This is a genomic window from Bradyrhizobium sp. CCBAU 45394 (assembly GCF_028128655.1).
Taxonomy (GTDB): domain Bacteria; phylum Pseudomonadota; class Alphaproteobacteria; order Rhizobiales; family Xanthobacteraceae; genus Bradyrhizobium; species Bradyrhizobium diazoefficiens.
Genome location: NZ_LBIX01000017.1, coordinates 1 through 25763, shown reverse-complemented (window position 1 = coordinate 25763; position 25763 = coordinate 1). Strand labels below are relative to the sequence as shown.

At 65.6% G+C, this 25763-nt stretch carries 23 protein-coding genes; 11 read left to right on the top strand and 12 right to left on the bottom strand.

The window, feature by feature from the left end; genetic code table 11:
- The first annotated feature begins 22 nt into the window (after positions 1–22).
- On the top strand, positions 23–4138 hold the full coding sequence (locus WN73_RS09620; protein WP_028173919.1) for a bifunctional diguanylate cyclase/phosphodiesterase: 4116 nt from the start codon (positions 23–25) through the stop codon (positions 4136–4138).
- On the opposite strand, the gene WN73_RS09615 is transcribed toward WN73_RS09620, so the two are convergent.
- The 5 genes from WN73_RS09615 to WN73_RS09595 all read right to left on the bottom strand — a co-directional run bounded on the left by WN73_RS09615 (position 4112) and on the right by WN73_RS09595 (position 9947).
- On the bottom strand, positions 4112–4453 hold the full coding sequence (locus tag WN73_RS09615; protein ID WP_011090308.1) for a hypothetical protein: 342 nt from the start codon (positions 4451–4453) through the stop codon (positions 4112–4114). The two genes, WN73_RS09620 and WN73_RS09615, sit on opposite strands and share 27 nt — an antisense overlap.
- Positions 4454–4683: 230 nt before the next feature.
- On the bottom strand, positions 4684–5676 hold the full coding sequence (galE, locus tag WN73_RS09610; protein WP_028173920.1) for a UDP-glucose 4-epimerase GalE: 993 nt from the start codon (positions 5674–5676) through the stop codon (positions 4684–4686).
- A 19-nt stretch (positions 5677–5695) separates the two neighbouring features.
- Positions 5696–6502, bottom strand: coding sequence for a WecB/TagA/CpsF family glycosyltransferase (locus WN73_RS09605; RefSeq protein ID WP_028173921.1), 807 nt, complete (start codon positions 6500–6502; stop codon positions 5696–5698).
- Positions 6495–8855 (bottom strand): exopolysaccharide transport family protein, encoded by a 2361-nt coding sequence (locus WN73_RS09600; RefSeq protein ID WP_028173922.1) that lies wholly within the window; start codon positions 8853–8855, stop codon positions 6495–6497. The genes WN73_RS09605 and WN73_RS09600 overlap by 8 nt, the downstream gene beginning before the upstream one ends.
- 291 nt (positions 8856–9146) lie before the next feature.
- Positions 9147–9947: a class I SAM-dependent methyltransferase gene (locus WN73_RS09595; protein ID WP_028173923.1), complete on the bottom strand. Its 801-nt coding sequence runs from the start codon at positions 9945–9947 to the stop codon at positions 9147–9149.
- A gap of 406 nt (positions 9948–10353) precedes the next feature.
- Between WN73_RS09595 and WN73_RS09590 the strand changes: the two genes are divergently transcribed.
- Entirely contained in the window at positions 10354–11382 is a 1029-nt protein-coding gene (locus WN73_RS09590; RefSeq protein WP_271552526.1) for a glycosyltransferase family 2 protein, read from the top strand.
- 15 nt (positions 11383–11397) lie between these two features.
- Here WN73_RS09590 and WN73_RS09585 read toward each other — a convergent pair whose 3' ends face one another.
- Positions 11398–12384, bottom strand: coding sequence for a glycosyltransferase (locus tag WN73_RS09585; protein ID WP_271552524.1), 987 nt, complete (start codon positions 12382–12384; stop codon positions 11398–11400).
- A gap of 239 nt (positions 12385–12623) precedes the next feature.
- Here WN73_RS09585 and WN73_RS09580 point away from each other — a divergent pair, with 239 nt between their 5' ends.
- The 4 genes from WN73_RS09580 to WN73_RS09565 all read left to right on the top strand — a co-directional run bounded on the left by WN73_RS09580 (position 12624) and on the right by WN73_RS09565 (position 17321).
- The gene (locus WN73_RS09580; RefSeq protein WP_271552522.1) at positions 12624–13691 is read left to right on the top strand and encodes a glycosyltransferase; all 1068 of its coding nucleotides are present in this window, start codon (positions 12624–12626) and stop codon (positions 13689–13691) included.
- A gap of 46 nt (positions 13692–13737) precedes the next feature.
- Positions 13738–15117, top strand: coding sequence for an O-antigen ligase family protein (locus WN73_RS09575; protein ID WP_271552520.1), 1380 nt, complete (start codon positions 13738–13740; stop codon positions 15115–15117).
- A gap of 93 nt (positions 15118–15210) precedes the next feature.
- Positions 15211–16356 carry a GNAT family N-acetyltransferase gene (locus WN73_RS09570; RefSeq protein WP_271552519.1) on the top strand — a complete coding sequence of 382 codons (1146 nt, stop codon included), beginning with the start codon at positions 15211–15213 and terminating at the stop codon, positions 16354–16356.
- Positions 16357–16436: 80 nt separating this feature from the next.
- Positions 16437–17321 (top strand): protein-L-isoaspartate O-methyltransferase family protein, encoded by an 885-nt coding sequence (locus tag WN73_RS09565; RefSeq protein ID WP_271552517.1) that lies wholly within the window; start codon positions 16437–16439, stop codon positions 17319–17321.
- Between the two features lie 290 nt (positions 17322–17611).
- Here the strand turns inward: WN73_RS09565 and wrbA are convergent, their stop codons facing one another.
- From wrbA to WN73_RS09550, 3 genes are all read right to left on the bottom strand, one after another.
- Positions 17612–18211: an NAD(P)H:quinone oxidoreductase gene (gene wrbA, locus WN73_RS09560; protein WP_028173929.1), complete on the bottom strand. Its 600-nt coding sequence runs from the start codon at positions 18209–18211 to the stop codon at positions 17612–17614.
- 147 nt (positions 18212–18358) lie between these two features.
- A complete protein-coding gene (locus WN73_RS09555; RefSeq protein WP_271552516.1) occupies positions 18359–19057 on the bottom strand; it encodes a pirin family protein in 699 nt (232 codons plus the stop codon).
- A 37-nt stretch (positions 19058–19094) separates the two neighbouring features.
- Positions 19095–19847 carry an SDR family NAD(P)-dependent oxidoreductase gene (locus tag WN73_RS09550; protein WP_271552515.1) on the bottom strand — a complete coding sequence of 251 codons (753 nt, stop codon included), beginning with the start codon at positions 19845–19847 and terminating at the stop codon, positions 19095–19097.
- A gap of 117 nt (positions 19848–19964) precedes the next feature.
- Here WN73_RS09550 and WN73_RS09545 point away from each other — a divergent pair, with 117 nt between their 5' ends.
- Entirely contained in the window at positions 19965–20900 is a 936-nt protein-coding gene (locus WN73_RS09545) for a LysR family transcriptional regulator (protein WP_028173931.1), read from the top strand.
- Here WN73_RS09545 and WN73_RS09540 read toward each other — a convergent pair whose 3' ends face one another.
- Entirely contained in the window at positions 20901–21158 is a 258-nt protein-coding gene (locus tag WN73_RS09540) for a hypothetical protein (RefSeq protein WP_028173932.1), read from the bottom strand.
- Positions 21159–21305: 147 nt separating this feature from the next.
- Here WN73_RS09540 and WN73_RS09535 point away from each other — a divergent pair, with 147 nt between their 5' ends.
- Together WN73_RS09535 and WN73_RS09530 are read left to right on the top strand one after the other, a co-directional pair.
- Entirely contained in the window at positions 21306–22292 is a 987-nt protein-coding gene (locus WN73_RS09535; protein ID WP_271552513.1) for a tripartite tricarboxylate transporter substrate binding protein, read from the top strand.
- 96 nt (positions 22293–22388) lie between these two features.
- Complete coding sequence (locus WN73_RS09530) at positions 22389–22733, top strand: hypothetical protein (RefSeq protein ID WP_011090291.1); 345 nt, start codon at positions 22389–22391, stop codon at positions 22731–22733.
- A gap of 6 nt (positions 22734–22739) precedes the next feature.
- Here WN73_RS09530 and WN73_RS09525 read toward each other — a convergent pair whose 3' ends face one another.
- Both WN73_RS09525 and WN73_RS09520 read right to left on the bottom strand, forming a co-directional pair.
- A complete protein-coding gene (locus tag WN73_RS09525; protein WP_011090290.1) occupies positions 22740–23207 on the bottom strand; it encodes a YbaK/EbsC family protein in 468 nt (155 codons plus the stop codon).
- Positions 23208–23238: 31 nt separating this feature from the next.
- The gene (locus WN73_RS09520) at positions 23239–23970 is read right to left on the bottom strand and encodes a haloacid dehalogenase type II (protein ID WP_271552510.1); all 732 of its coding nucleotides are present in this window, start codon (positions 23968–23970) and stop codon (positions 23239–23241) included.
- A gap of 535 nt (positions 23971–24505) precedes the next feature.
- On the opposite strand from WN73_RS09520, the gene WN73_RS09515 reads away from it, so the two are divergent.
- On the top strand, positions 24506–25102 hold the full coding sequence (locus WN73_RS09515; RefSeq protein ID WP_028173935.1) for a superoxide dismutase: 597 nt from the start codon (positions 24506–24508) through the stop codon (positions 25100–25102).
- A 71-nt stretch (positions 25103–25173) separates the two neighbouring features.
- Positions 25174–25763, top strand: a 590-nt coding sequence (locus WN73_RS09510; RefSeq protein ID WP_271552509.1) for a hypothetical protein, incomplete at its 3' end; no start/stop codon positions are given.

Here is a 25763-nt window from a genome sequence, read left to right as displayed (position 1 = left end):
GAAATGCCCGGGAGCTGAGATCGTGCCGACGACACTCGCGCGCACCTTTGCGGCGTTGAGCGCCATAAACGAAGCGATCCTCTACGCGAAATCGCCGGACGAGCTGTACCAGAAGGTCTGCGACGCCGGGTTTTCGAGCGGGGACTTTTTGGCCGTGGCCGTGTTCCTGGTGGGACCGGACGGCCGGCGGCTTTGCTTTGCGGCCGGCTGCGGCGACGATATCCAGCGGCTGCGCTCGATCGAGATCACCACGGACGCCGGCACGCCGGAAGGATTGGGCGTCGGCGGCGAGGCGTTTCGCGATCAGAGGCTGTGCGTCAGCAACGATTATCTGAACGACCCGCGCTCGCTGGCGTGGCGCGAGGGCGCCGCCAGGGCCCACATTGGCGCTGCGGCGGCGTTGCCGCTGCTCTGCAACGGCAAGAGCGTCGGCGTGCTGTACGTGACCCGCAGCGAAGCTGGCTCGCTGAACGAGCAGATGGTGTCGCTGTTCGAGCGCATGTCGGCCAACATCTCCTATGCCCTCGACAATTTCGCGCGTGAGACGGCGCGGCAGACCAGCGAGCGGGCGACGCGGCGGCTCAACCGCATGTTCGGCGCCATCAGCGCCACCAACGAGGCCATTCTCCGCGCCAAGACCGAGCAGGAGCTCTACCAGCTCGTGTGCGACGCCTCCGTGCATGGCGGCAAGTCGCTTGCGACCATCGTCCTGCTCCGCGAACCGGGTTCGCACTGGATGAAGCCGGTCGCATCTACGGGACAGAATCTGGAGCTGGTCACCCAGGCGCGCTATTCGATCGATCCGGAGAATCCCTATGGCAAGGGCATCTCCGGCGAGGTGTTCCGGACGCAGAAGGCCGTCATCGAGGAAGATCTCGCCAGCCGCACCCGGGGAACCCCGTGGGAGCAGGCCAACGTCAACACCGGTGTCGCCGCCTGCGTGGTCGCGCCGCTGATCAAGCACGGCGAAAGCGTCGGCGTGCTGTTGTCCTTCGTCAGCAGGTCATGGGCCAAGGACGAGGAAGTCGTCGCGCTGCTCCTGCGCATGGCGGAGAACGTCTCGTTCGCGATCGAGAATTTTGACCGTGAGTCCGAGAAGGCCAGTATCGCCGCGGAAGAAGAGCGTCTCGCCCGCATGTATGCGGCGCTGAGCGCCACCAACGAGGCGATCCTGCGCGCGCGGACGCGGGCCGAGCTGTTCGACCTCGTCTGCGAGGCGACGGCGAAGGGCGCCAAGTTTACCTCGGTCACCATTGCGCTCGCCGACCATCGTGCCGAGCTGCTGCGCGTGGTCGCCAGCTATGGGCCGAACGCCGATCAGGTCCGCACTTTCAAGTTCTCCACCTCCGACCAGGTGCCGGAGGGACGCGGGCTGACCGGCACTGCGTTCCGCACGCGCCAGCCCTCGGTCAGCAACGACGTGTTCGCCGACGACCGCATTGCGCCGTGGCAGGCCAGCGCCCGCCGCACCGGGATCGCGTCGTCCGCGGCGCTGCCGCTCCTGAATGGCGACCGGGTCGAGGGCGTGTTCCTGTTCAATTCTCCGGAGCGCGGTACCTTCACGCCCGAGTTCGTCGAGCTGTTGCGCAAGCTTCAGGCCAACGTCGCCTTCGCGCTGGAGAATTTCGATCGCGCCGATGAAAAGGCCAAGGCCGAAATCCAGCGCAATCGTCTGCGGGGCATGCTCGAGGCGCTGAGCGCGACCAACGAAGCCATCATGCGGGTGAAGACCCGCGCCGAATTGTTCGAGGTGGTCTGCGAAGCCGCGGTGCTCGGCGGCACCTTCTCCTCCGCGACCATCGCGCTGGTGGACGAAACCGGACATTACCTCGACATCGCCATGACCAAGGGTGAGAGCTGCTACCAGGTCAAGTCGTGGCGGTTCTCGACGTCGGCGGAAGATCCGGAAGGCCGGGGGTTGACCGGCACCGCCTTCCGCACGCGCATCCCTTGCGTCGCCAACGAGCTTCTCACCGACATCCGCACGGCGCATTGGCACCAGATCGCGCGCATCCAGGGCACGAGATCGGGGGCCTGCTTCCCGCTGCTCAGCAACGGCAGCAAGGCGGTCGGCGTGCTGCTGTTCCTTTCAGTCGACGAAGGCGCGTTCACGCCGGACCTGATCCAGCTCTTGGGGCGGCTTGCCGAGAACGTCTCGTTCGCGCTCGACAATTTCGATCGGGCCGAGGAAAAGGCCCGCACCGAGGCGCAGAAGGAGCGCCTGACGCGCATGTTCGCGGCGCTGAGCGCCACCAACGAGGCGATCATGCGGGCGAAGTCGCGCGCCGAGCTGTTCGACCTCGTCTGCCTCGCGGCATCGAACGGCGCCAAGTTCACCTCGACGACGATCGCGCTGGCCAGGGCCGACAGCGACCAGCTCGAGATCGTGGCCGCGGCCGGGCCGTCCGCCGACACCACGCGCAATATCCGCCTCTCCGTCGACCCCGAGCGTCCCGAGGGGCGCGGAATGAGCGGCACGGCATTCCGCACGCGCCAGCCCTGCATCAGCAACGACTATCTCAACGACGATCGCGTCCGTGTCTTCCATGCCGTCGTCCGCGGCGACGGCGCACGGTCGGGCGCGGCGTTTCCGCTCATCGCGCACGACCAGGCCGTCGGCGTCATGATCTACATGTCGACCGAACCGGGCACCTTCACGTCCGAGTTCGTCGAGCTGTTGCAGCGTCTCGCCGACAACGTCTCCTTTGCGATGGAGAATTTCGATCGCACCGACGAGAAGAACCAGGCGGACGAGCGGATCGAATACCTCGCCTCGCATGACAGCCTGACCGACCTGCCGAACCGCGAGACCTTCAACGGGCTGCTGCGCGAGGCGATCGACGCCGCGCAGCGCCACGATCACCGTTTTGCGGTTCTGTTCATCGATCTCGACCGCTTCAAGGTCATCAACGATTCGCTGGGCCACGAGGCCGGCGATCTGCTCCTGCTCGAAGTGGCGAACCGGCTGCGCGGTGCGCTGCGGACAAGCGACGTGGTGGCGCGCCTCGGCGGCGACGAGTTCGTGGTGATCCTCGACCAGTGCGGCGAGATCGACGACGTGCAGCGGATTGCGACCGGGTTGCTCGCGGCGCTCGCCGAGCCCATGGAACTGGCCGGCCACGAGTGTCACACCACGGCCTCGATCGGCATCGCGATGTATCCGGCCAACGGCTCCGACGCGCAGACGCTGACCAAGAACGCTGACATGGCGATGTATCTCGCCAAGGAGGACGGCAAGAACGGCTACCGCTTCTTCTCAAAGGAAGTGAAGACGCAGTCGATCGAGCGGCTGTCGCTCGAGAGCGCGCTGCGCCGGGCGCTGGAGCGCGAGCAGTTTTCGCTGAACTACCAGCCCAAGGTCGACATGGAGACCGGCCAGATCACCGGCGTGGAAGCGCTGCTGCGCTGGGCACATCCCGATCTCGGCAACGTCTCGCCGGCACAGTTCATTCCGCTTGCGGAAGAAACCGGGCTGATCGTGCCGATCGGCCGCTGGGTACTGAACGAGGCCTGCGCGCAGGCGATGGCGTGGCAGCGCCGCGGCCTGTTGCCGCTGTCGATGGCGGTGAACCTGTCGCCGCGGCAGTTCGTCGACGAACATCTGTTGCAGGATGTCGACGAGGCGCTGGCGGCCTCCGGCATGTCGCCGGTGCTGCTCCAGCTGGAGGTCACCGAGAGCATGATGATGCGCAATGTCGGGCGCGCGCTCAAGGTGCTCGACGCCATCCAGAGCCGCGGCATCCGCCTCGCGATCGACGATTTCGGCACCGGCTATTCGTCGATGTCGCTGATGAAGCACTTCCCGATCGACACCATCAAGATCGACCGCTCCTTCGTGCGTGACCTGCCGCAGGATTCAGAGGACCAGGCGATCGCGCAGGCGATCATCAGCATGGGCAAGGCGCTCGGCATGACCGTCGTCGCCGAAGGCGTCGAGAACGCCGAGCAGGAAGCGTTCCTGCGCACCCATGGCTGCGACGAGATGCAGGGCTTCCTGATCTCGAAGCCGCTGCCGGCCCGGCAGATGGCCGAACTGCTGCGGCCGATGGTTCTGCCGATCGCGCCGCCGCTCCAGCCGGAGCCGGATCCCGTCGCCCGCGAAGCCGCCGCGTTACGGCTGAAACGCGCTGTCGTCTGACGGTTGCGGGTGCAATTCGCGGACCTCGTGATCCGTGGCCTCGGCCTTGCGCGGAAAATCCTGCGGCCCCGTCAGCGAGGTCTGCTCGACGAACAGCGCGAGTATCGTGCGCGCACCGTCGGCGAAGCTCGCGCCTTCGTTCAAGCCGAGCTCGGAGCACCATGCGCCGCTCATCGGCTCGTGGTCGTCGACCACCGCCATGGCAGGCCCCCACCACCAGGCAGGCGCAGGCGAGCGCTCGTCCCCGGGCACGACATGCCAGCGAACGAACTCATCCATCACGCGCTCGAACTCCAGGCGTGCAGCCTGATGCATGCGGTCGATACTCCCGGAATCCGCGCCCGATGACAGGCCGACGCGCGGATTTGATCGTGGCCTTGACGCTCGGAAAAAGCTGGCTCGCGCAAATTGGCCGAGCCATGCATGCCGACATCATCGTCGGCAATGCCTGAAATGCGGCCGTCAGCGATGCGCCGACGGGGGCAGCGAACGTCCATTCTAGCCGTTTGGAGGGACGGCAGGCAAGGTGCGGGTGTTACGATTACCTAACGCGACCTGAACGGATGTGCCTTCTGGTGCCAGGCCCAGGCGGTGCGGATGACCGTAGGCAGGTCAGAGTGACGCGGCACGAAGTTCAGAACTTTTCGCGCGGCGGACGGGTCGGCGACCAGATAGGTGGGATCGCCGGCGCGGCGCGGCTTGACGGTGTGCGGCACCTCGCGCCCGGTCTCCTGCCTGATGGCGTTGAGGATCTCGCGCACCGAAAAGCCGGAGCCGGTGCCGAGATTGAAGCTGCCGCCGGCATGTCCCTGTTCCAGCAGCTTCAGCGCCGCGACATGCGCGGCGGCGAGGTCGGTGACATGGATGTAGTCGCGGATCGCGGTGCCGTCGGGCGTGTCGTAGTCGTCGCCGAACACAGCGAAGTCGACATGGCCCTGCAGGGCCATCATGGCCCGCGGAATGAGATGGGTCTCGTTGTCGCGCAGTTCGCCGATGCCGCCGGCCGGATCGGCGCCGCTGGCGTTGAAATAGCGCAGGCAGAACGCGCCGAAGCCATAGGCCGCGCGATAGTCGGCGAGCATGCGCTCGATCATCCATTTCGAGGCGCCATAGGGATTGATCGGCGCGCAGGGAAAGTCTTCCGGCAGCTCCTTGGAATCGGCGTTGCCGTAGACGGCGCCGGTCGAGGAGAACACGATGCGATGGCAGCCGGCGTTGCGCATCGCCTGGAGCAGCGACAGCGTGCCCTGCACATTGTTGATGTAGTACTTCTGCGGATCGGTCATGGATTCGCCGACGAGGCTCGCCGCCGCGAAATGCATCACCGCCGTGACCTTGTGGTCGGCGAAGGCGCGCGCCAATGCTGCACCGTCGAGCAGGTCGCCGATCACCAGGGGGCCGGCGACGAAGCTGCGATGACCTGTCGAGAGATTGTCATAAACGACGGGCTGATAGCCGGCGGCAGACAGTGCGCGGCAGGCATGCGAGCCAATATAGCCCGCGCCCCCTGTGACGAGGACGGTCGGTCGGTCGGTCATATCGTCTTCTACTCTTCTCTCAGCGATTGGAAGGCCGTTTGCGGCTGAAGAGAAGATAGAGTGCGCGGGGGTTGGTGGTCAAATAGCGCCAGAACAGGCGGCGTGGCTCGAGCCAAGTGCGCCAGGCCCATTCGAGTCCGAATTTCTGCATCCATTGCGGCGCGCGGGACCGGCTGCCCGACAAAAAGTTGAAAAGGCCGCCCGATGTCTTGATAACGCCAACATTGGTCAGCAACGGCGTGTATTGCTCCACGAATGCCTGCTCGTTGGGCACGCCGAGCGCGACCCAGAGATAGTCCGGCGCGAGCGCGTTGATCTCCTCGACCTTCGCGCGCAGGGCCTCGCCGCGCAGATAGCCGTGGCTGTGCCCGACGATCTTGAGGTTCGGATACATCTTCCGGACGTTCTCGACCGCCGCGGCGTTCTCGGCCTCGCTGGCGCCGAACATGTAGAAGGTGCGGCCGACCGCTTCGGCCTTGCGCGCGACGACGTGGAACAGGTCCGTGGTCGCGACGCGCTCGGGCAGCGGGAACCAGGATTGCAGCTTCGAGGCCGCCACCAGCGGCTGGCCGTCGGCGTTGATCAGGTCGGCGCCGCGGAACAGGCGTTCGGTCTCCGGCTCGGTCGAGCAGCGCGCAAGCACCTCGCCATTGGCCGAGGTCAGGTGCAACGGACGGCCGATGCGATGACGCGGATCGGTCGCCTCGATCATGAAGTCGGCGGTCGCTTCCAGGTCGAGCGCGGCCATGCGAAGGCCGCCGACGGTGATCCGCGGCACGTCGGCGGTTGCGGCCCGGCCGTCCAGATTGACGCGGCGCTCAAGCATATTGTCTGCCTCGCTGGCGCGCCTGGGTTGCGGGCGCGAGTTCGTCGAGCACGACGCCGACGAGCTTGCGCTCGGCGCGGCCGAGCGTGCTCAGGATCTCTTCCAGGCTGTCGTTGATGTCGAGGCTGGTCGGCAGTACCGCAACCAGTGCGTCGGCATCGTCGAGCAGCTTGCGGCCGCCGGCCGGGAGCGGCATCGCGGGGCCGTCGAGGACCACGAGGTCATAGCCGCCGGCGGCGCGCGCCTGCGAAATCGCCTTGCGGATGGCCTCGGCCGCTTTGCCCGCGTCGCCTTCGGCGGCCGGCAGCACCGAAATGCCGTTCACCGTCTTGATCTCGCGCGCGGTCTTGCTGCCGATCGAGAGCCAGCCGAGCGCGCTCGGCTCGCTCTTGCCGGGACGGGTGACCTTGTTCGAGAGCGAGCGTGCCTGATGGTCGGCATCGATCATCAGGACGCGGGCACCGTCACGCGCGGCCGCGAGCGCGAAATTCAGCGCGGTCACGCTGCGCCCGGTGGTCTCGCTCGCACCAATGAGCGCGATCACCGGCATCGCCTTGCCGCCGGCGCGCCGGGCCACCGCGGCGCGCATGTCGCGCCAGGCATTGAGTAGCGTCGTGAGGGGAAAGCCGGGGCGCAGCGTCGGCCAGCCCAGCCGTGTCAGGTCGACGCCGCCGCCGGTGGCGAGAATGGCACCCAGCGTGTGGATGACATCGGCCTCCTGCAGGCGCGCGATCAGCGGCTTTTCGATCAGGGGCCTTTCGACCATCGAGGGCTGCAGCGATGGCGCGGCAACTTCCGGCAGAGCCTGCGCGACTTCCGGAGTGCGCGATGCCTGCTGAGGCCGGGCAATCTCCGAAGTCCGCGTCGTCTCTGGTGCTCGGGGACCTTGCGGCGCCGGTGTGCGTTCACGGCGGGCCGGCGTGGGGGCGCCGGCGAACAGGAGCTCGGCCGCGACGAACCAGCTCGAAGCCGCGAGCGCGCCGAAGATGAAGCCGATCATGGCGAACAGGCTCATCGCCGGCGGGAACGAGCGCCGCTGCGGCACGGTGGCTTCGCCGATGACGCGGGCCGCCGAGGTGTTCAGGGTCTCCTGCTCCTCGGTCTCGCGCGAGCGCTTGAGGAAGGACTGATAGACGTCGCGGCTGGCATCGGCCTCGCGCTCGAGTTCGCGCAGGCGCACGGCGGCCTGGCTGAGCTGCACGCTCTGCCGCTTCTGCGCCTCCAGCGCCCGGTTCAGAGAGGCCTCGTAGTCGCGGGCGCGCGTCAGATCGTTCTTGGCGGACTGCGCGAAGCGATCGATCTCCTCGTTGATGGTGCGCTTGAGATCCTCGACCTGTTTCTCGGTCTGGCGCAACGCCGGATGGCGCGGGCCGAGCTCGCCGGCCTGCTCCGCGTACTTCTTGCGGGCGTCGGCATATTGCGCGCGCAGGTTCGCGATGGTTGGCGATTGCAGCGCCTCCGAATTCGCGCCGGCATCTGCAGCGGTGCGCCGGCTCGCCTCGATCTGGTCGAGCCGTGCCTGTGCGTCCATTGTCGCCGCGCGGGCCGCGGAAAGCCGCTGATTGCTGGCGGAGAGCTGCTGGTCGCTGATCAGCGCGTCCTGGGTGCCGACGAAATTGTTCTGGGCCTTGTAGGTGGCGAGCGCGGTCTCGGCACTGCGCAACCGCTCGCGAAGCTCCTTGAGGCGGCCGGAGAGATCGTTGGTGGCGCGTCGCGCGGCCGAAGCCTGCGAGTTGCGGGATTCGGCGAGGTAGGCGCTGGTCAGCGTGTTGGCGAGCATCGCCGCTTTCGCCGGATCGGTCGACCAGACCTCGATGTCGACGATGAAGCTCTTCTCGGTCTTGCGGACCGTGATGTGCCGGTTCAGCGCGTCGAGCGCCGCGAGCTGCACTTCCTTCGTTTCCGCAGCGGACGGCGCACGGGGCTGAAGGCCGATCAGGCCGAGCAGCGACGACATCAGGCTCCTGGCATCACCGTCGCCGAATTCGGGGTCCTTGTCGAGGCCGGCCTGCTGGATCACCTGGAGCAGCACGCTGTTCGAGGTGATCAGGCGGGCCTGGCTCTCCACCACCATGGCCATGCCGGAGACGTCCTGGGCACGCGGCGTGAGCTCGCGATCGACCAGCTGAAGCTCGCGCGGGTCGACATAGAGCTGGGCGGTGGCGGTGTAGCGGGGCGTCACGCTCTTGCCCACGGTGACGGCAAGCGTCGCACCGAGGAGTGCGGCAGCGGCAATCGCGATCTTCCGCCGCCAGAGCAGATTGACGAGCTCCAGCACGTTGAAGCCGGTTTGAGGCCGTTGTCGCGGGGCCTCCGGTCCGGCCCGATCTATCGGCTGGTTGTAGTCAAGCATAGTCCCCAGCTTTCATTCCAACGACCGCGGGCTGAGGGGTTACTCTTCGCTTTACGCCACGCACCCGGGATATAGGTGCCCAATCAACGCAACAGGGAAAATTAACCATACTCATTGAGGGACTATTCACCGAAATGGCAAACAAAGCGTTTAAGCGCACGCCGCGCCTCGGCGCGTCACTGTGACACTCGCGATGCCGGGGTCCCCAAGGGATTAACGGTTCGTTACCGCGCGCAGCAAGGCCGCCAGGCTTCGCTCGTCCTGCGATGGACCGCGCGCGCGCCATGATTGTCAGCTCTTCCGCAGGATGACGTGATAATCGCCGCGGCGAACGTCGGTGCCGCGCGGGAGCACGGCGTTCAGCATTGCGGCGCCGGCATCGACCAGAGCTGCGAACAGCGGCTTGCGCCGGCGCATCTCGGGATAGCGCGGACTCTCGACCTCACGGCGATAGGTCATCTCGAGGCCATTGGCGGCCGCAAACGCTTCGAGCCGAGGCAACGTCACCAGCGGATGAAAGAAGGTCGGGAACGGTGGTTCGCCGGGCAGGCCGGCATCCCTGATGCCGCGGATGTGCCGGTAGAACCAGACGTGGAACCAGTGCGGCGAGTACTTGGTGACGACGCCGGACAGCGAGCGCGGATTGGGCGCGCCGATCAGGATCATCCCGCCGCGCTTGAGTGCGTCGCGAAAATTGAGGAGCGCAGCGTCGACGTTGGGCAGATGCTCGATCACGTTGTAGCAGATCACAAGATCGAAGGTCTCGCGGCCGAAGCGGTAGGTCTGCACGTCGCCGAGGATGGCTTCGTCCGCGTAGGTGTTGTTGCGGACCTGGTCCTCGTCGATGTCGACGACGGTGACCTGGCTGCGGCTCAGCAATTCCGGCGGCAGAACGCTGCACGAGCCGCCGCCGGCTTCATAGATGGCGAGCCGGCCCTGCGGCAGTTCGCGGCGCAGTACGTCGTGGACGGCGAGCAGGCTGTCGCGGGCTTCGCCGGGGACCAGATCGTGCAGCGCCTGGGCTTGCGCGGTGGCCGCGGGGATCTGGATCGCCGTAGCTGTCGCGAAATCGATCGTGGCTGGCTTGTTCATATTTTCTGACCGCGCTTGTTCGACTCAAATTTACAGGAAAAGTCTCGCATGCCCGAAGAGCAAATCTGGTGCCGCGACGCTTCACCGGTCGCGGTGCTTACGGTCGGGTTAATGCGCATGGCCGTTAACTACAGCATTGTCCCTGTCGCGCCGTCCGCGGCCGATGGACTGCGACTTGCAGTACCACGTGCGCATGGATTGGCAGGGAAAACACGCGAAAGCGGTTAAGCGCATGGCGGCAGGTCTGCATTGTCGAGAGATCCGCGGAATGGTGCCGTTTCGCGCCTCGGTCCGGCCGTTCACTTTGGCACGCATCTGTCCCGTGGCACTGTGTCCTCGCGGGACGTCACCGGCTGATGCGATTGACGCAGGGCTTTTTCAACATATCTCGGGCATCTAGAACGCCATGACGCTGATCCCGACAGACCTGTCCGCCAGCCGGCTCTCGGATGCCGTGCACGATCCCAACCGGGAGATCGCGGCGAGCTCTCGCGTCATCGACCTGTCGGTCGGCATTGTTGTCTGCATTCCCTGCTTCCGCCGCCCGCAGCATCTGCGGCTGACGCTGGAATCGCTCGCGAGCCAGCGAACCCCGCGTTCCTTCGCCGTCGTTATGGTGGAGAACGATGCCGCGCGGCGCGAGAGCGCGCCGGTTGCCGCGGAGTATCTCGCCGACGGCCGGCTCCAGGGCATCTGCCTTGTCGAGCAGCGGCAGGGTAACTGTCAGGCGATCAACGCTGCGTTCGAGACGGCGCAGGCGCTGTTTCCCGCTGCGACCCGCTTCCTGATGATCGACGACGACGAGATCGCCTCGCCCGACTGGCTCGAGCTGATGGTTCGCACCGCGGAGGCGACCGGCGCCGATGTGGTCGGCGGGCCGGTGCTGCCTGACTTCGACGATGACAGCCAGCCCTGGCTTTCGCGTCATCCCGCCTTCCGCCCTGCCTATGACTACAGCGGCGCGGTGCCGCTGATCTATGGCTGCGGCAATTGCCTGATCACGCGTGCGGCGTTCGACCGGCTCGGCAGTCCGGCTTTCGATCTGCGCTTCAACTTCCTCGGCGGCGGCGACTGCGACTTCTTCGTGCGTTGCCGCGATGCCGGCATGACGTTCCACTGGACGACAGAGGCGGTCATCACCGAGACCGTGCCACAAAGCCGCACCAGCCTCGGCTGGATCGCAAAGCGCGGTCTGCGTATCGGCGCGATCAATTACCGTGTGCAGTACAAGGCCGCGCAGGGCGTGGCGGCGCGGGTGCGGGTGTTTGCGCAGATGCTCGGCCGGCTGCCGCTGTCTTTACTACGCGCGGCCCGCCTGCTGGCGACGTCGAAAGCCGTCGTCGCGATGCATCCCGTGATGGTCGCGCTCGGCTCCTTGCTGGCAGCGCTCGGCATCGAGCCAAAGCCCTATGAGGCCTCGAAGATCGTGTCCTGACGCCGTGGCGGCGGACTAAATGCCAAAGCAGGCGAGGGCAACCCTGAGCGCGGAGCGCGGCAGCGATTTGAGCGAGCGGCGGCCGACCATCCCGAGATAGATGAAGGCCTGGCGATATCTGCCGAAGCGGACCGCCTGCATCGCCGAATAGGTGACGAGATGAATCTCGGCCGCCTGCCGCAGCCGGGCTGCCGTGCCCTCGGGCAATCTCGCGAGGATCAGTCCGTCGTCGAAGACCCGCGCGATCGCCGGGAAGAAATCCTGCGGTGTCCGCACAGCCGCGTTCATGGTGTTGGCCGTGTGCAGGCGATAGTCGAGCAGAAGCTTTGGTGCGAACTCGAACTCGCCGATCGCAGCAAGGCGGCACCAGCAGTGCCAATCCTCGCAATATCTGAGGGAGGTGTCGAAGCCGCCTATGGCGCGGAAGGCCTCCGCACGCGCGAGCGCGATGCCGCCATTGACGATGAAATTGCCGGCCGCGAGCCGCGTCAGCACGTCGCCGGAGGGCTTGCGGCGTCCTTTCAAGAGGTCGCGCCGGCCGACCTGCCGTCCCTCGCTGTCGATCGTGTTGTAGTCACCGTAGACGAGGACGGCGCGCGGAGCTCCGCGAGCTGCCGCCAGCAGTGCCGCGACCGCGCCGGGGCGCAGGCGGTCGTCGGCATCGAGGAAGAGGAGCCACTCGCCGCTGGCATGTCGGGCGCCGAGATTGCGCGCGGCCGATACGCCGGCGGAATCGTTGGTCATCAGGCGCAGCCGCGGGTCGCGAATGGCGCGGACGATCGCGATGGTGCTGTCGGTCGAACCGTCGTCCACGACGATCACCTCGGTCACCTCGCCTTGCGCCAGCGCGCTGGCGAGGGTTTCGCCGACATAGGCCGCAACGTTCTTGGCGGGAATGACGACGGACACCGACGTGGTCGAGCCCACCGGCAGCGGGAGGCGCGCTTGCGTCGCCACGCGTGCGCTGACCGGTAAATCGAGAACGTCTTCGGCGGTGATCAAGCTGCGGCTCGCTTTAAGGATTCGTTAACCAGGGCGCATCTGCAGATGCGATCGATGGCAACCTTGGCCGCTGCGGATGATACCCGCATTACGGCCAAATCGTTTCTCGGAAGGCCTGCGCGACGCCGGATTCGCAGAATAACGTTAAGCCGTTGGCATTAAGCCTGTCGCAAACTTGGAAGAGTGCGACAGCCGGTCCCATGCGAGAATGCGCACTCGGCTGCCGCGGATGGATTCCAGTGCCCGCAAAGACATTCGACTACGATCCCGACGACATGGTCCTCAACCTTTTCTACGAGGACAAGGACGACCGCTGGTTTCCCGGCGACCGGCATCTGCGGCGCATGGCGCGCCGCATGCTGCTCGGGGAGCCGCGCATGAGCGGGCAGCTTCGCGTGTTCCTCAATCTCTGCGCGGGGCTCGATCGGCTCGGCATCCGCTACCGCGTCAACGACTACGGCTACGTCGCGCAGCATCCCGAGGAAGTCGCCTGCATCATCGGTCGCACCTTCCTGCTCGACAAGTTCGCGTGGAAGAATCCGATCCTGCTCGGTGTCGCCGCCCACAATCATCCGCTCGACGATCCCGACCTGTTCAAGCGCCTGCCGGTGAAGAAGGTCGTGGTGCCCGGCCAGTGGTACGCCGACATGTACCGGCCGTACTGGCCCGACACGGAGGCCTGGCCCGTCGGCATCGACACGGATCTCTGGGCGCCGTCGCGCGCCTCGCAGAAGACCGTCGACGTGCTGATCTACGACAAGGTCCACTGGGACCGCGAGCGCTATGCGCCGGAGTTGATCGAGCCTGTCCGCGCCCGGCTGCTCAAGGAGGGGCGCTCGTTCACCGAGCTGCGCTACGGCAGCTACAAGGAGGAGGAGTATCAGGCCGCGCTGGCGCGCTCGCGCGCGATGATCTTCCTGTGCCAGAACGAAAGCCAGGGCATCGCCTATCAGCAGGCGCTGGCCTGCGGCGTGCCGGTGTTCGCCTGGGACCCTGGCGGCCCGTGGCGGGACCCCGACTATTATCCGCATCGCGTGAAGTTCGAACCGGTGTCGTCGGTGCCGTACTGGGATCACCGTTGCGGCACGAGGTTCGTCGACGCCGCCGGGTTCGAGGCGGGCTGGGACGATTTCTGGACCGGCTGCGCCGCTGACGCGTTCGATCCGCGCGGCTTTGTGCTCGACAATCTCACGCTGGAACAGCGAGCGCTGCAATATTACGAGATCGCGCGAAGCGTGGCGCGGCGGCAGAAGGCGTCCGACGCGTCCGGCCTGCTGGTTGACGGATGGTTAACGAGGACGAGCTAAGACTTGTCGCTTGCTTCCCCGGGGTTCACCAGGCCGGCCTTGAGCCATGGATCGCAGTGCCGCTGACATGACCGACGTCGAGGCCCGATCGTTCGGCCACGTCCTGCGCGATGGGCTTGCCGGTCTGAATGCCGTGCTGGCGGCGCGCTGCCTCGTCGCGGTTGCGGCCCTCCTCCTCGTGCTGGTGACGCTCGATCCGTTTCCCGATTTGCGCAATCCCGACGTCACCACCGTCGTCGGCGGACGAATGGCGCTCACCTACATCTCCTTCGGCCTCCTGGCTGCAATCGCCGCGTTGCTCGTCGCCGCCACGGATGCGCCCGCGCTGAAGAGCCTGGTGACCCCGCTGCATCTCTGCCTCGTCGGCTGGCTGCTGATCAACATCGTCTTCTCAGAGAGCCGCGGCGTCTCGATGCAGCGCTTCGTGCTCGCGGCCAGCGTGACGTCGCTCGCCGTTCTGTTGCCATTGCTGCCGCCGACGCAGCGCAGCTTCAACCTGTGCCTCGGCGCTGCCGCGCTCGTGCTGCTGGTGCTGTGCTATCTCGGCGTCTTCCTCGCGCCGCAATATTCCATGCACACCGCGCTCGACGTCACCGAGCCGCAGCTTGCCGGCGATTGGCGCGGCAGTTTCGGCCACAAGAACGTCGCATCTCCCGTGATGACCATCCTGGTCTATGTCGGCATCTACCTCTGCAGCGTCGGGTCGTTCGTGATGGGACCGGCGATCGCCGCGCTGGCGGGCATCTTCCTGATCTTCACCGGCGGCAAGACGTCGTCGGTGCTGTGCCTTGCGATCTACGCCCTCGCGTCGCTGGTCTGTGCCACGCCAAGCCCGTGGCTGAAGCGGCTCATGTGTTTCGTCCCGCTGATCGTGATGAACCTGCTGACGGTCGGCAGTGTCGTGAGCCCGTCGCTCGGCGCCATGACGCGGCTGCTTCCTCTCGATCCCACCTTCACCGGCCGTTCCGACATCTGGGAGTTCGCGCTCGCGGCCGTCGCCGAAAAGCCGATCATCGGCCACGGCTATGCGGCCTTCTGGGACGACGTGACGGCGCGGCAGACCGCCCAGGGCGCCGAATGGGCGACGTCCGCCGCGCACAGCCACAACAGCTATCTCGACCTCGCGGTCACCATCGGCCTGCCGGGCTTGCTGCTCGTCGTCCTCGTCTTCGTGCTCGCGCCGCTCCGTAATTTCCAGTCGGCCCAGGCCCACAACCGCAGCGCCGCGCTGGTCAAACTGTTCCTGACCGTGTGGCTGTTCGGCCTGTACTACGGGACCACCGAGACCTTCTTGCTCGAACGGCAGAATCCGATCTGGTTCATGTTCGCGCTTGCCGCGGCCGGTCTGCATTTCCTGGCCAGGTTCCAGTGCGTCGAACAAACGGAGCCGCGCGCTGACAGCTTGTCGCAGCCGGGACGGCCGTAATGGCATCCGCTTAACGATATGCGGTGACGTCACTTGTGGACTGCGGCAAAACATAATCTATCTGGAAACATTCAGTCACTGTATGACCCGCGGATGGCGTTTCTCAGCGTCGAGCAACCAGATGATCGGGTGTCCAGCACGTCGGGAATCGCGGTCGATTTCGTGCGTGACTGGCGGCAGGCCGCATTGCGCCTGAATGGCGGGCATCGCACCGCGTTCCAGCATGGATACTGGCTCGGCGCCTGGTACGAGGCGTTTCACGATCTCGCGCCGCTGATCGCTGTGATCTCCGATGCCGCGACCGGCAAGGACATCGCGGTGGTGCCGATGATCAGCCATATCAGGCGCGGCATCCGCGTCGTCGAGTTCGCCGACCTCGGCGTCTCCGACAACAACGCGCCGATCCTGGCGCTCGATGCCGTGCTGGATGCGGCGGCGATGGATGCGATCGGCAAGGCGCTGGTCGACGCGCTCTGCGCCTTGCCCGATCGCTTCGACCTGCTGCGCCTGAGGAAGATGCCGGCGCATGTCGGCGGCAAGCCGAACCCGCTGGTGTCGCTCGGCCGTATCGGATCCAGCTCGCTGAACGGCAATCTCGTGCTGACGGGCGACGACTATGACGGCTATCAGGCCTCGATCAAGCGCATGCAGATGCCGCGCTGCTGGCGCGTGTTCAGCCGTCATGCCGGCGCGCGGTTCGAGATCGCCACGGATGTCGCGCGCGCGCTTGAGCTGCTGGACGTGATGGACGCGCAGCAGCAGGCGCGCATGCGCAAGCTCGGCTCGCGGTTCGTCCTCAACGACGACACGCATGCCCGATTCTATCGCGACGTCGCTCGCCAGGGTGTCGCGGATGGTTATGCCGTCATCTCGGCGCTGGTGTGCGACGAGGGCGTCGTTGCCACCACGTTCGGCGTCAGGCATGGCGCGACCTATTTCCTGCTGCGGATCAGCCACGCCGGCGATTCATGGTCGAGCTGCTCGCCGGGGCTGCTCGTCACCGAGCGCACCATGGCGGCGCTGCATGCGGAGGGCGTGCGCCGTTTCGATCTCAGCATCGGCAACCAGGGCTACAAGCGCCGCTTCGGCGCCGAGAAGGTCGCGCTGACCGACGCCAGCGTCGCGCTGTCCTGGCGCGGCGCTCCTTACGCATGGCGCGACCATGCCGCGCAGGGCCTGCGCCGCCATCCCAGGCTGGCCGCTGTCGCGGCGCGGGCGATGGGCAAGGGAACGCGCTAGAGCACGCGCCCCCCGATTGCAGATGTCGCTCGAATATCGCAATCGTTGTGTTATCGTCGTCTCCGTTTCACGGAGGCGACATGGAAGATCGTTCGGCAAAATATCGCGCATTCTATGCGCAGCTGATCTGCGCCGCGGCGAGGGCCGCGGATCCCCGTATCGAGGAGGCCTTTCGGACCGTCAGGCGCGAGCCTTTCGTCGGGCCCGGGCCGTGGTCGATCTGTCTCGGCGGCCATCCCTATGTCGTGACGCCCGATGATGATCCCGCGTTCATCTATCAGAACACGCTGCTGGCGCTCGACAGCGCGCGTGGCCTCAATATCGGGATGCCCGGTGCGCACGCCCATTGGCTCAGCGGCTGCGCCGTGAAGGAAGGCGAGACTGTGATCCAGATCGGTGCGGGTAGCGGCTACTACACCGCGATCCTCGCGCATCTCGTCGGACCCGGCGGCCGCGTCCATGCCTACGAGATCGACCAGCGTCTGGCAGGACTGGCGCGCGAAAATCTCAGGGATATCGCCCATGCGGATGTGCACGACCGTTCGGGCATCGCGTCCGATCTGCCGGCTGCGGATGTGATCTATGTCTGCGCCGGCGCGGCGCAGCCGGCCACGGAGTGGCTCGAGGCGCTACGGCCCGGCGGGCGGCTGGTGTTTCCGTTGGCGCCGGAAGGCATGCACGGCGGTATGTTAATGATCACGCGTCCTGACGACGACGCGATCTGGCCGGCGAAATTTCTCAGCCGGGCCCAGTTCATAGGCTGCGCAGGATTGCAGGATGTGGAGGCCGGCCGGCGCCTGGCCGAGGCGTTCGCAAGAGGATGGGAGAGCGTGCAGTCGTTGCGGAGGAAAGGCGCTCCCGACCAGACGTGCTGGTTCGCCGGTGAGGGTTGGTGGCTGTCGACGGCGCCGGCGCCCATCTCGACGGAGTCAGTTCAGCCTCACGCCGACATCACGCAGGCCTAGGGGGATTGCCGTCTCACGATCCCGTGCAACCTGCACAGTGAAGCCGGCCGCGCGAGGCGCGGAACAGGCTGCGGCAATACCAACGCCGCGCAAGCGCCTGGGCGGGCCTGCGGATCATCTGCGCAATCAACAAGAGTTCGAAAGCCATTCGTATCGCTTCTGGTCAAATATCCCTGAATACGTAGATGGGGCGGCATTCCCGAAAGAGAATGCCGCCCGTGTCGCATCAGCCATGCGGTCGATCGTCAAGCCTAACCGCGCAGCTTAACCGTGGAGCTCAGCCGTGCCGCTCAGCCATGGAGTTTCCTGGCGGTCTCCGCGATCTGGCGGCCCTGATAGCGCGCGCCGGCGAGCTCGTTGGCGCTGGGCTGGCGGCTGCCGTCACCGCCGGTGATCGTGGTGGCGCCGTAGGGCGCGCCGCCGGTGACCTCGTCGAGCTTCATCTGGCCGGCGAAGCCGTAGTTCATGCCGACCACGACCATGCCGAAATGCAGGAGGTTGGTGATGATCGAGAACAGCGTCGTCTCCTGGCCGCCATGCTGGGTCGCGCTGGACGTGAAGGCGCCGCCGACCTTGCCGTGCAGCGCGCCCTTGGCCCAGAGCCCGCCGGCCTGGTCGAGGAAGTTCGCCATCTGCGAGGCCATCCGGCCGAAGCGCGTGCCGGTACCGACGATGATCGCGTCGTAATTGGTGAGGTCCTCGATCTTGGCGATCGGAGCGGCCTGGTCGACCTTGTAGTACGAGGCCTTGGCGACCTCGGCCGGAACCAGCTCGGGCACGCGCTTGATGTCGACGGTGACGCCGGCCTCGCGCGCGCCTTCGGCAACGGCGTTGGCCATCGCTTCGATGTGGCCATAGGCGGAATAATAGAGGACGAGAACTTTGGTCATGGTGGTCTCCGTTGGGTGATCAGTGAGTGTTCGTGATTGCTCCGTCGTTCCGGGGCGATGCAAAGCATCGAACCCGGAACCTCGAGATTCCGGGTCTGGCGCTTCGCGCCATCCCGGAATGACGGAAGATGATGTAGCTCGCCGCCGCTAAGCCGCGTCGACGAGCACGAGCTCGGAGTCTTCGAGCGCCGTGATCTTCAACCTGCTCTCGTCGCGGATCGCGGCGCCGTCGCGGGCGTTGACGCGCACGCCGTTGATCTCGACCGAGCCTGCCGCGGGCACGAGGTAGAGATGCCGCGACGTCTGCGGCTCGTACTCCGCGCTTTCGCCGGCCTTCAGCGTGGTGGCGAGCACCCGCGCATCGGCGCGGATCGGCAGTGCGTCCGTGTCGTCCTTGAAGCCGCTCGCGATGGTGACGAGCTTGCCGGAGCGGTCCCCTTTCGGGAACGGCTTCGAGCCCCAGGTCGGCTGGCCGCCGCGCGCCACAGGCTCGATCCAGATCTGGAAGATCCGGGTCTTGCTCGGCTCGAGATTGTACTCGGAGTGACGGATGCCGCTGCCGGCACTCATCACCTGCACGTCGCCCGCCTCGGTGCGTCCCTCGTTGCCGAGGTTGTCCTGGTGGGTGATCGCGCCCTCGCGCACATAGGTGATGATTTCCATGTTGGCATGGGGATGGGCGGGAAAGCCCGTGTTCGGCGCGATCTCGTCGTCGTTCCACACCCTTAAGGAGCCGTGACCCATGTTGTTCGGGTCGTAGTGGCTGGCGAAGGAGAAGTGATGCTTGGCCTTGAGCCAGCCGTGGTCGGCGCCGCCGAGCTTTGCGAAAGGTCTGAGTTCGATCATGGATGTGGGTTCCTGACTGGAGGGGAGGGGTTTGGCGTTACGCGCCAAACCCGCCGTCGACATTGAGCACGGTGCCGGTGACGAAGGAGGCCTCCGGGCTTGCGAGGAAGACAACGCCGGCGGCGACTTCCTCGGGGCGGCCGAAGCGTTGGAGCGCGTGCTGCTTGCGCTGGGCTTCCGCGAAGTCGCGGTCGTCGTCCGGGTTCATGTCGGTGTTGATCGAGCCGGGCTGCACGACGTTGACGGTGATGCCGCGCGGGCCGAGGTCGCGCGCCGCGCCCCTGGTGTACCCGACCACGGCCGCCTTGGTGGCGACGTAGTCGGCAAGGCCGGGGAACGAGGCGCGGTCGGCCAGCATCGAGCCGACCGTGACGATGCGGCCGCCTTCGCCCATCAGCTGCGAGGCGGCGCGGATCGCCGCGATCACGCCATGCACGTTGACCTGGTCCTGGCGTTCCAGCGCGTCGGTGTCGGCCTTGGCATCGTCGGTCGCGCCGCCCGCGGCGACGCCGGCATTGTTGACGAGGATATCGAGATGGCCGAATTCCTTGGCGACGTCGTTGACGAGCTTGGTGACGTCCTTGGCCGAGGCCTGGTCGGCTTTGAAAGCGCGAGCCTTGACGCCCCTGGCCTTCAACTCCGTGACGACCGCTTCGGCCTTGTCGGGCGAGGCGACGTAGCTGATGGCGACATCCGCGCCTTCATCGGCGAGCGCGCGGGCTGAGGCTGCGCCGATGCCGCGCGAACCGCCGGTGACGAGGGCAACCTTGCCTGAGAGCTTCTTGGTCATTGGATTTCTCCATTCCTGAATTTCTGATGACGCTTGGATAAGCCTCCGCCTGTGGTATAGAAATAGAAACTGTTGAAACGCATTGTTTCCTGAATTACTCCTTACGGACCCGCTCCCATGGCAAAACTCCCCGATTTCGAGGCGCTCGCGATTTTCGCAAAAGTCGTGGAATTACGGTCGTTTGCGGGGGCCGCGAGCGAGCTCGCGATGTCCAAGGCGACGGTGTCGAAGGCCGTCACCCGGCTGGAGGAGCGGCTCGGCGCCCGGCTGTTCAACCGCACCTCGCGCCGGCTCGCGCTGACCGATGCCGGGCACAAGCTCGCCGAGCGCGCGACGCGCCTGCTCGTCGATGGCGAGGCGGCGGAGAACGAGGCGCTGGCGCAATCGGTGGCGCCGCGCGGCCTGGTGCGGCTCGCCGTGCCCATGACGTTCGGGATCAAGGCGGTGGCGCCGCTGTTGCCGGAGTTCTTCGAGACCTATCCGGAAGTCTCGGTCGATCTGCATCTGAGCGATGCGACCATCGATCTGATCGGCGAGGGTTTTGACATGGCGGTGCGGATCGCGCGGCTGCCGGATTCCTCGCTGATCGCGCGGCGGCTGTTCACCATGCCGCGCTTCACGGTGGCGGCGCCGTCCTACCTCAAGCGTCACGGCCGCCCGACGCATCCGATGCATCTGGCCGAGCACAAATGCTTCAGCTACGCCTATCTCTCCACGCCCAATGTCTGGCACTACACCAATTCCGCCGGCGAGCAGGCAAGCGTGCGTCCGGGCGGTCAACTCCGCGTCAACAACGGTGAAGCGGTGATGCCGGCGCTGATCGCCGGCCTCGGCATCGCCGAGCTTCCCGAATTCATCGTCGGCGAGGCCATCTCCTCCGGCGAGGTCGAGGTGATCCTGAAGGACTGGAAGCAGGCCGAAGGCGCCGTGCACCTGGTGACGCCGCCTGGCGGCCCGCGCCCCGCGCGCGTCGAAGCGCTCGCCGATTTTCTCGCGGCAAAGCTGCCGGGCACGTGCAAGCGGCGGACGCGCGCGAAGGCGAAGACGGTCTGACTACGACACCTTCACGCCGTTGATCGCGACGATGCGCAGGCTCGGCTTCAGCGTCCCCTCCAGTTCCGATTTCAATTCGTGGACGCGCGGGTCCGTCGAGCGTGCCGCGCAGACCGCGTATTGGTGGACCGATTGCGCCAATGCGCGCCGCGCCTCCGGGGTTCGCGTCACCTCGGGCTTTGACAGCCGCAGCACGATCGCCGCGAGATTGACCAGCATCTCGTCCAACGCGACGTCAATGGTTTGAAGATTGCGCATCACTTACTCCCTGGAAGGGCAACAGCCGGTCCGGGGATGCGTTCCGGGCCGGACCGAACATGGTTAGCACTTCGTAAACGTCTTGTTCTTGCCGATCGCCGCGCTAGGCTGGCCGCGAAACAAAGAAAATCAGGGGGAGGGACCACCATGGATCGACGCGATCTCTTGCGCGCGGTTGCGGCATTGCCGTTGTTGCGGGCTGCGTTACCGGACCAGGCGCTCGCGCAGGGCTATCCCGCCCGCAACATCACCATGATCGTGCCGTTTCCGGCCGGCGGCCAGGCGGATCTCGCCGCGCGCCCCGTGGCCATGGCGCTGGAGCGGATCCTCGGCAAGCCCGTGATCGTCGACAACCGCGCCGGCGGCGGCGGCGGATCGGTCGGCAATGCCGCGGCGGCGCGCGCCGAGCCGGATGGTTACACGCTGCTGATGACCCTTTCGTCGCTCGCGGTGCTGCCGGAGGCCGACCGGCTGTTCGACCGTCCCGTCGCCTACGAAGTCTCGCAGTTCATGCCGATCGCGCGCGTGCTCGCCGATCCCACGCTGCTCGCGGTGCCGGTCTCGGCACCATGGAAGACCGCGCAGGATTTCATCGAGGACGCGAAGAAGCGGCCGGGCCAGATCACCTATGGCTCGTCCGGGCCGTACGGCACGCTGCATGTGGCGATGGAGATGTTTGCGAACAGCGCCGGCATCAAATTGCTGCATGTGCCGTTCCGCGGCGCCGGTCCCGCGCTCACCGCGTTGCTCAGCGGCACCGTGCAGGCAATCGCGGCCGCGCCCGGCACGCTGAAGCCGCAGGTCGACGACGGCAAGCTGCGCGTGCTCGGCAATTGCGGTGCGCGACGCATCGCGAGCTTCCCCGACGTGCCGACCTTCCAGGAGCTCGGCTACAAGGATGTCGAGATGTACATATGGGCCGGGCTCTTTGCACAGAGCTCTCTTCCCGCGCCGATCGCGACCCGGCTGCGCGAGGCCATGGCGCAGGTGATGGCGAGTCCGGAGGTCCTCAAGTCCTTCGAGGCCTCCGGCAGTCTCGTCGCCTATCAGGACGCGCCGGAGTTCTCGCAATTTGTGGCGACCGACAGTGCGCGGCTGATCACGGCCGTGAAGAAGATCGGCCGGGTGGAGTAGGTTCCGGCCCGACCTTCACATTTTTTTGTTCGTCCAGAACCTGCCCGCGTCTCATTGATTGATGAGAATTCGAGAAACTCTGGAAGGAATCGAGACATGCGAACAGAGCGGATTGCGCTGGGTGTGGCGCTCGCGATTGGCGGCATCGTCGCGCAAGGCGCAGCATTCGCCGAAGAATATCGCGGAACCATGGAACAGCAGATGGCCTGCACACCGGATGTGTGGCGCCTGTGCAGCGACCAGATTCCGGACGTGAGCCGCATCACGGCTTGCTTGCAGCAGAACACGCCCCAGCTCTCCAGCGCCTGCCGTGCGGTGTTCCAATCCAACAACCAGATGCAGCCGCAGCAGCCGGTCCCGCGAGGGCGGGCGGTGCCGCCACCGCGCTACAATGCTGCGCCGCCGCCCCCGCAGCCGCGGCCTTACGATGAGGACGATTAACGTCTCTTAAGGCCTGATTTCGCAGACATCGATCCATTCGGCCGCGGTCAGCTCGGCCATCCGCTCGGGCGTGATGCGCACCGCGCTGTGAGTCGAGCCTGCGGCCGGCACCACCACGTCGAACGCCTTCAGCGATACGTCGCAATAGACCGGCAGCGGCGCCTTCAGTCCGAACGGACAGACGCCGCCGACCTCGTGGCCGGTGATCTCGGCGACCTCTTCCAGCCCCAGCATCTTCGGCTTGCCGCCGAACTGCGTCTTCACCTTCTTGTTGTCCATGCGCGAGGTGCCGGCGGCGACGATCAGGATGACGCGCTCGCCGATCCGCAACGACAGCGTCTTGGCGATTCGCCCCGGCTCGACACCATAGGCCTCGGCCGCCAGCGCCACGGTCGCGGAGCTGATCGGGGATTCAATGACGGAGATGTCGGGGGCTTTCTCGGCGAAGAAGGCGCGAACGGATTCCAGGCTCATTCCAGTCTCACGGGCGGGCGGCGTACCTACCTCAGATGATACTTGGCAGCTCGGAGAGTGCGCGGACGCGGTGGTCCGGCGCAAAGCCAAGCTCGTCCATCTGGGTGCGGATCGCCTTGAACATCGTCAGCGGTGCCACGAGTTCGTTCTCGACGCAAGCCAGCGCCATGGCTTCCGGCGTCACCCGTTCGATCCAGGCGACGTTCAGCCCGAACGATTTCGCGCCGGCCACGTCCCAGGGATTGGAGGACACGAACAGAACCTCGTCAGGCTTGGTAGCGAGCACCTCGCCGATCAGCTCATAGGCCTTCGGGCTCGGCTTGAAGACCTTCTTGGCATCGACACTGATGGTGGCATCGAGCAGGCCGTCAAGCTTGGTGTTGCGCACGAGCCCGTTCAGCATGTCCGGACTGCCGTTGGAGAGGATGGCGAGTTGTCGGGGCTTCAAGGCCGCAAGCGCGCTTGTTGCATCCGGATAGAGATCGAGATGCAGATACTTTTCGATCACGCGCTCGAATTCCTCGCGCTCATAAGCGAGCCCAAGGATGCGCAGCGTATAGGCGAGTGAGTCGCGCGTGACCGCGTCAAAGTCCTGGTAGCGCTGCATCAGAGAGCGCAACCACGTGTATTCGAGCTGCTTGATGCGCCAGACCTGCGTGATGATCTCACCATAGCCCGGAAACGCATCCTCGGTGATGTCAGCGACCGACTGGATGTCGTAGAGCGTTCCGTAGGCGTCGAAGACGACGGCTTTGAGGCTCATTGGCTCGCTCCTTTGGGATCTTTGCGGGAGGCGCACGGACAATACCGAAACGGCCCGGTGCGCGACAAGGTCGGAACCTTCTTCAAGAAATCGTCACCCCGGCGGCGTCGCGCAGCAGATTGACACTGCCGCCGGCAGGCGCTTAATTCGAGGCACGGGGATTTGCGATCTCCCCGCGAGGCGACATGCCCAAGTATCGCGTCCTGGTCACCAAGGACGCTGCATGTCTGCTTTCATCTCGATCTCATCACAGAAATTGTCCCGTCAATTGGTGCCGCCAGCGCGCCGGTCTCGTCGATGTCCGTATCGACGAGGACCGCGCGGTCTATTTGCGCACGCGACAAGACGGCGAGCACCAAGAGCTAGCGAGTACGCGGGGGACGTTGGGGACGACGATCAAGTGGAGGACTTCATGACCACGAATACCGACCGCCGAGACTTCATCAGGGGCGTGGGGGCCGCCGCGGCGTCGACCGCACTACTCGCGGGGACGCAAGCCCTTGCGCAAGCCAATCAGCCAACAGGAGCCAAGCCAATGACATACCAGCCCAAGCCGATGCCGTTCGATCCGAAATCCATTGCCGGCATCTCGGAGAAGGTGCTCGTCAGTCACTACGAGAACAACTATGTCGGCGCCGTAAAGCGACTGAACGCGATCGGAACGCAACTCGCCGAGCTCGACTTCGCGAAAGCTCCGAACTTCGTCATCAACGGCCTGAAGCGCGAGGAACTCGTCGCGTCAAACTCGATGATCCTCCATGAAATCTATTTCGACGGGCTCGGCGGTGCCGGCAAGCCGAGCACAGCACTTGCCGAGGCGATCGCGCGCGATTTCGGCAGCATGGAGCGGTGGCGCGCGGAGTTCTCCGCCATGGGCAAGGCCGAAGGCGGCGGCTCCGGCTGGGTGATTCTTTCCTACTCACCGCGCGACAAGCGGCTGGTCAATCAGTGGGCCGCCGACCACACGACGACGCTGGCCGGCGGACGCCCCGTGCTGGTGCTCGACATGTATGAGCACGCCTATCACATGGATTACGGCGCCGCGGCCGCGAAGTATGTCGACATCTACATGGAAGCGATCAAATGGGACAACGCTGCGACACTCTACGATCAATACAGGCGGGAAGCTTAGACGTCGTGCGAAGAATGAGCGTAGCGCTCTTGGGGGTGGCGTTGTTCCTATTGTCGGTGGAAGGAAACGCGATGGCAGACACTGTAAATTTTGACAACGCAGCAACCGGCGCAGCGCCCGAAGGTTGGACTCTGACGAAGACGGGTCGCGGCCAGCCAAAATGGACGGTCGAGGCGGAGTCGACGGCGCCAAGCAAGCCGAACGTCCTGAAACAATCCGGTCAGGCGACGTTTCCAGTGGCGCTCAGGAACGGCACCAGCATCCTGGACGGGTTCGTCGAGGTCAAGTTCAAGGCGATCGCAGGCTCCGAGGATCGTGCGGCCGGTCTTGTCTGGCGCGCAAAGGATGCCGACAATTACTATGTCGTGCGGGCCAACGCGCTTGAAGACAATGTCGTGCTCTACAAGACGATCAAGGGTGTTCGCAGCGCGCTCGATATCGTCGGCCGGAAAGGTGGCTATGGCGTCAAGGTATCGGTGCCATCAGGTCAATGGCATTCCCTACGCTGCGAATTCGCGGGAAAGCTATTCAAGGTGACGTATGACGGCAAGCCGATGTTCGAGGTCGAGGACGAATCGATCAGGGACGCCGGCATGATCGGCTTGTGGACCAAGGCCGACAGCGTCACCGTATTCGACGACCTGACATACGGTGCGCTGCA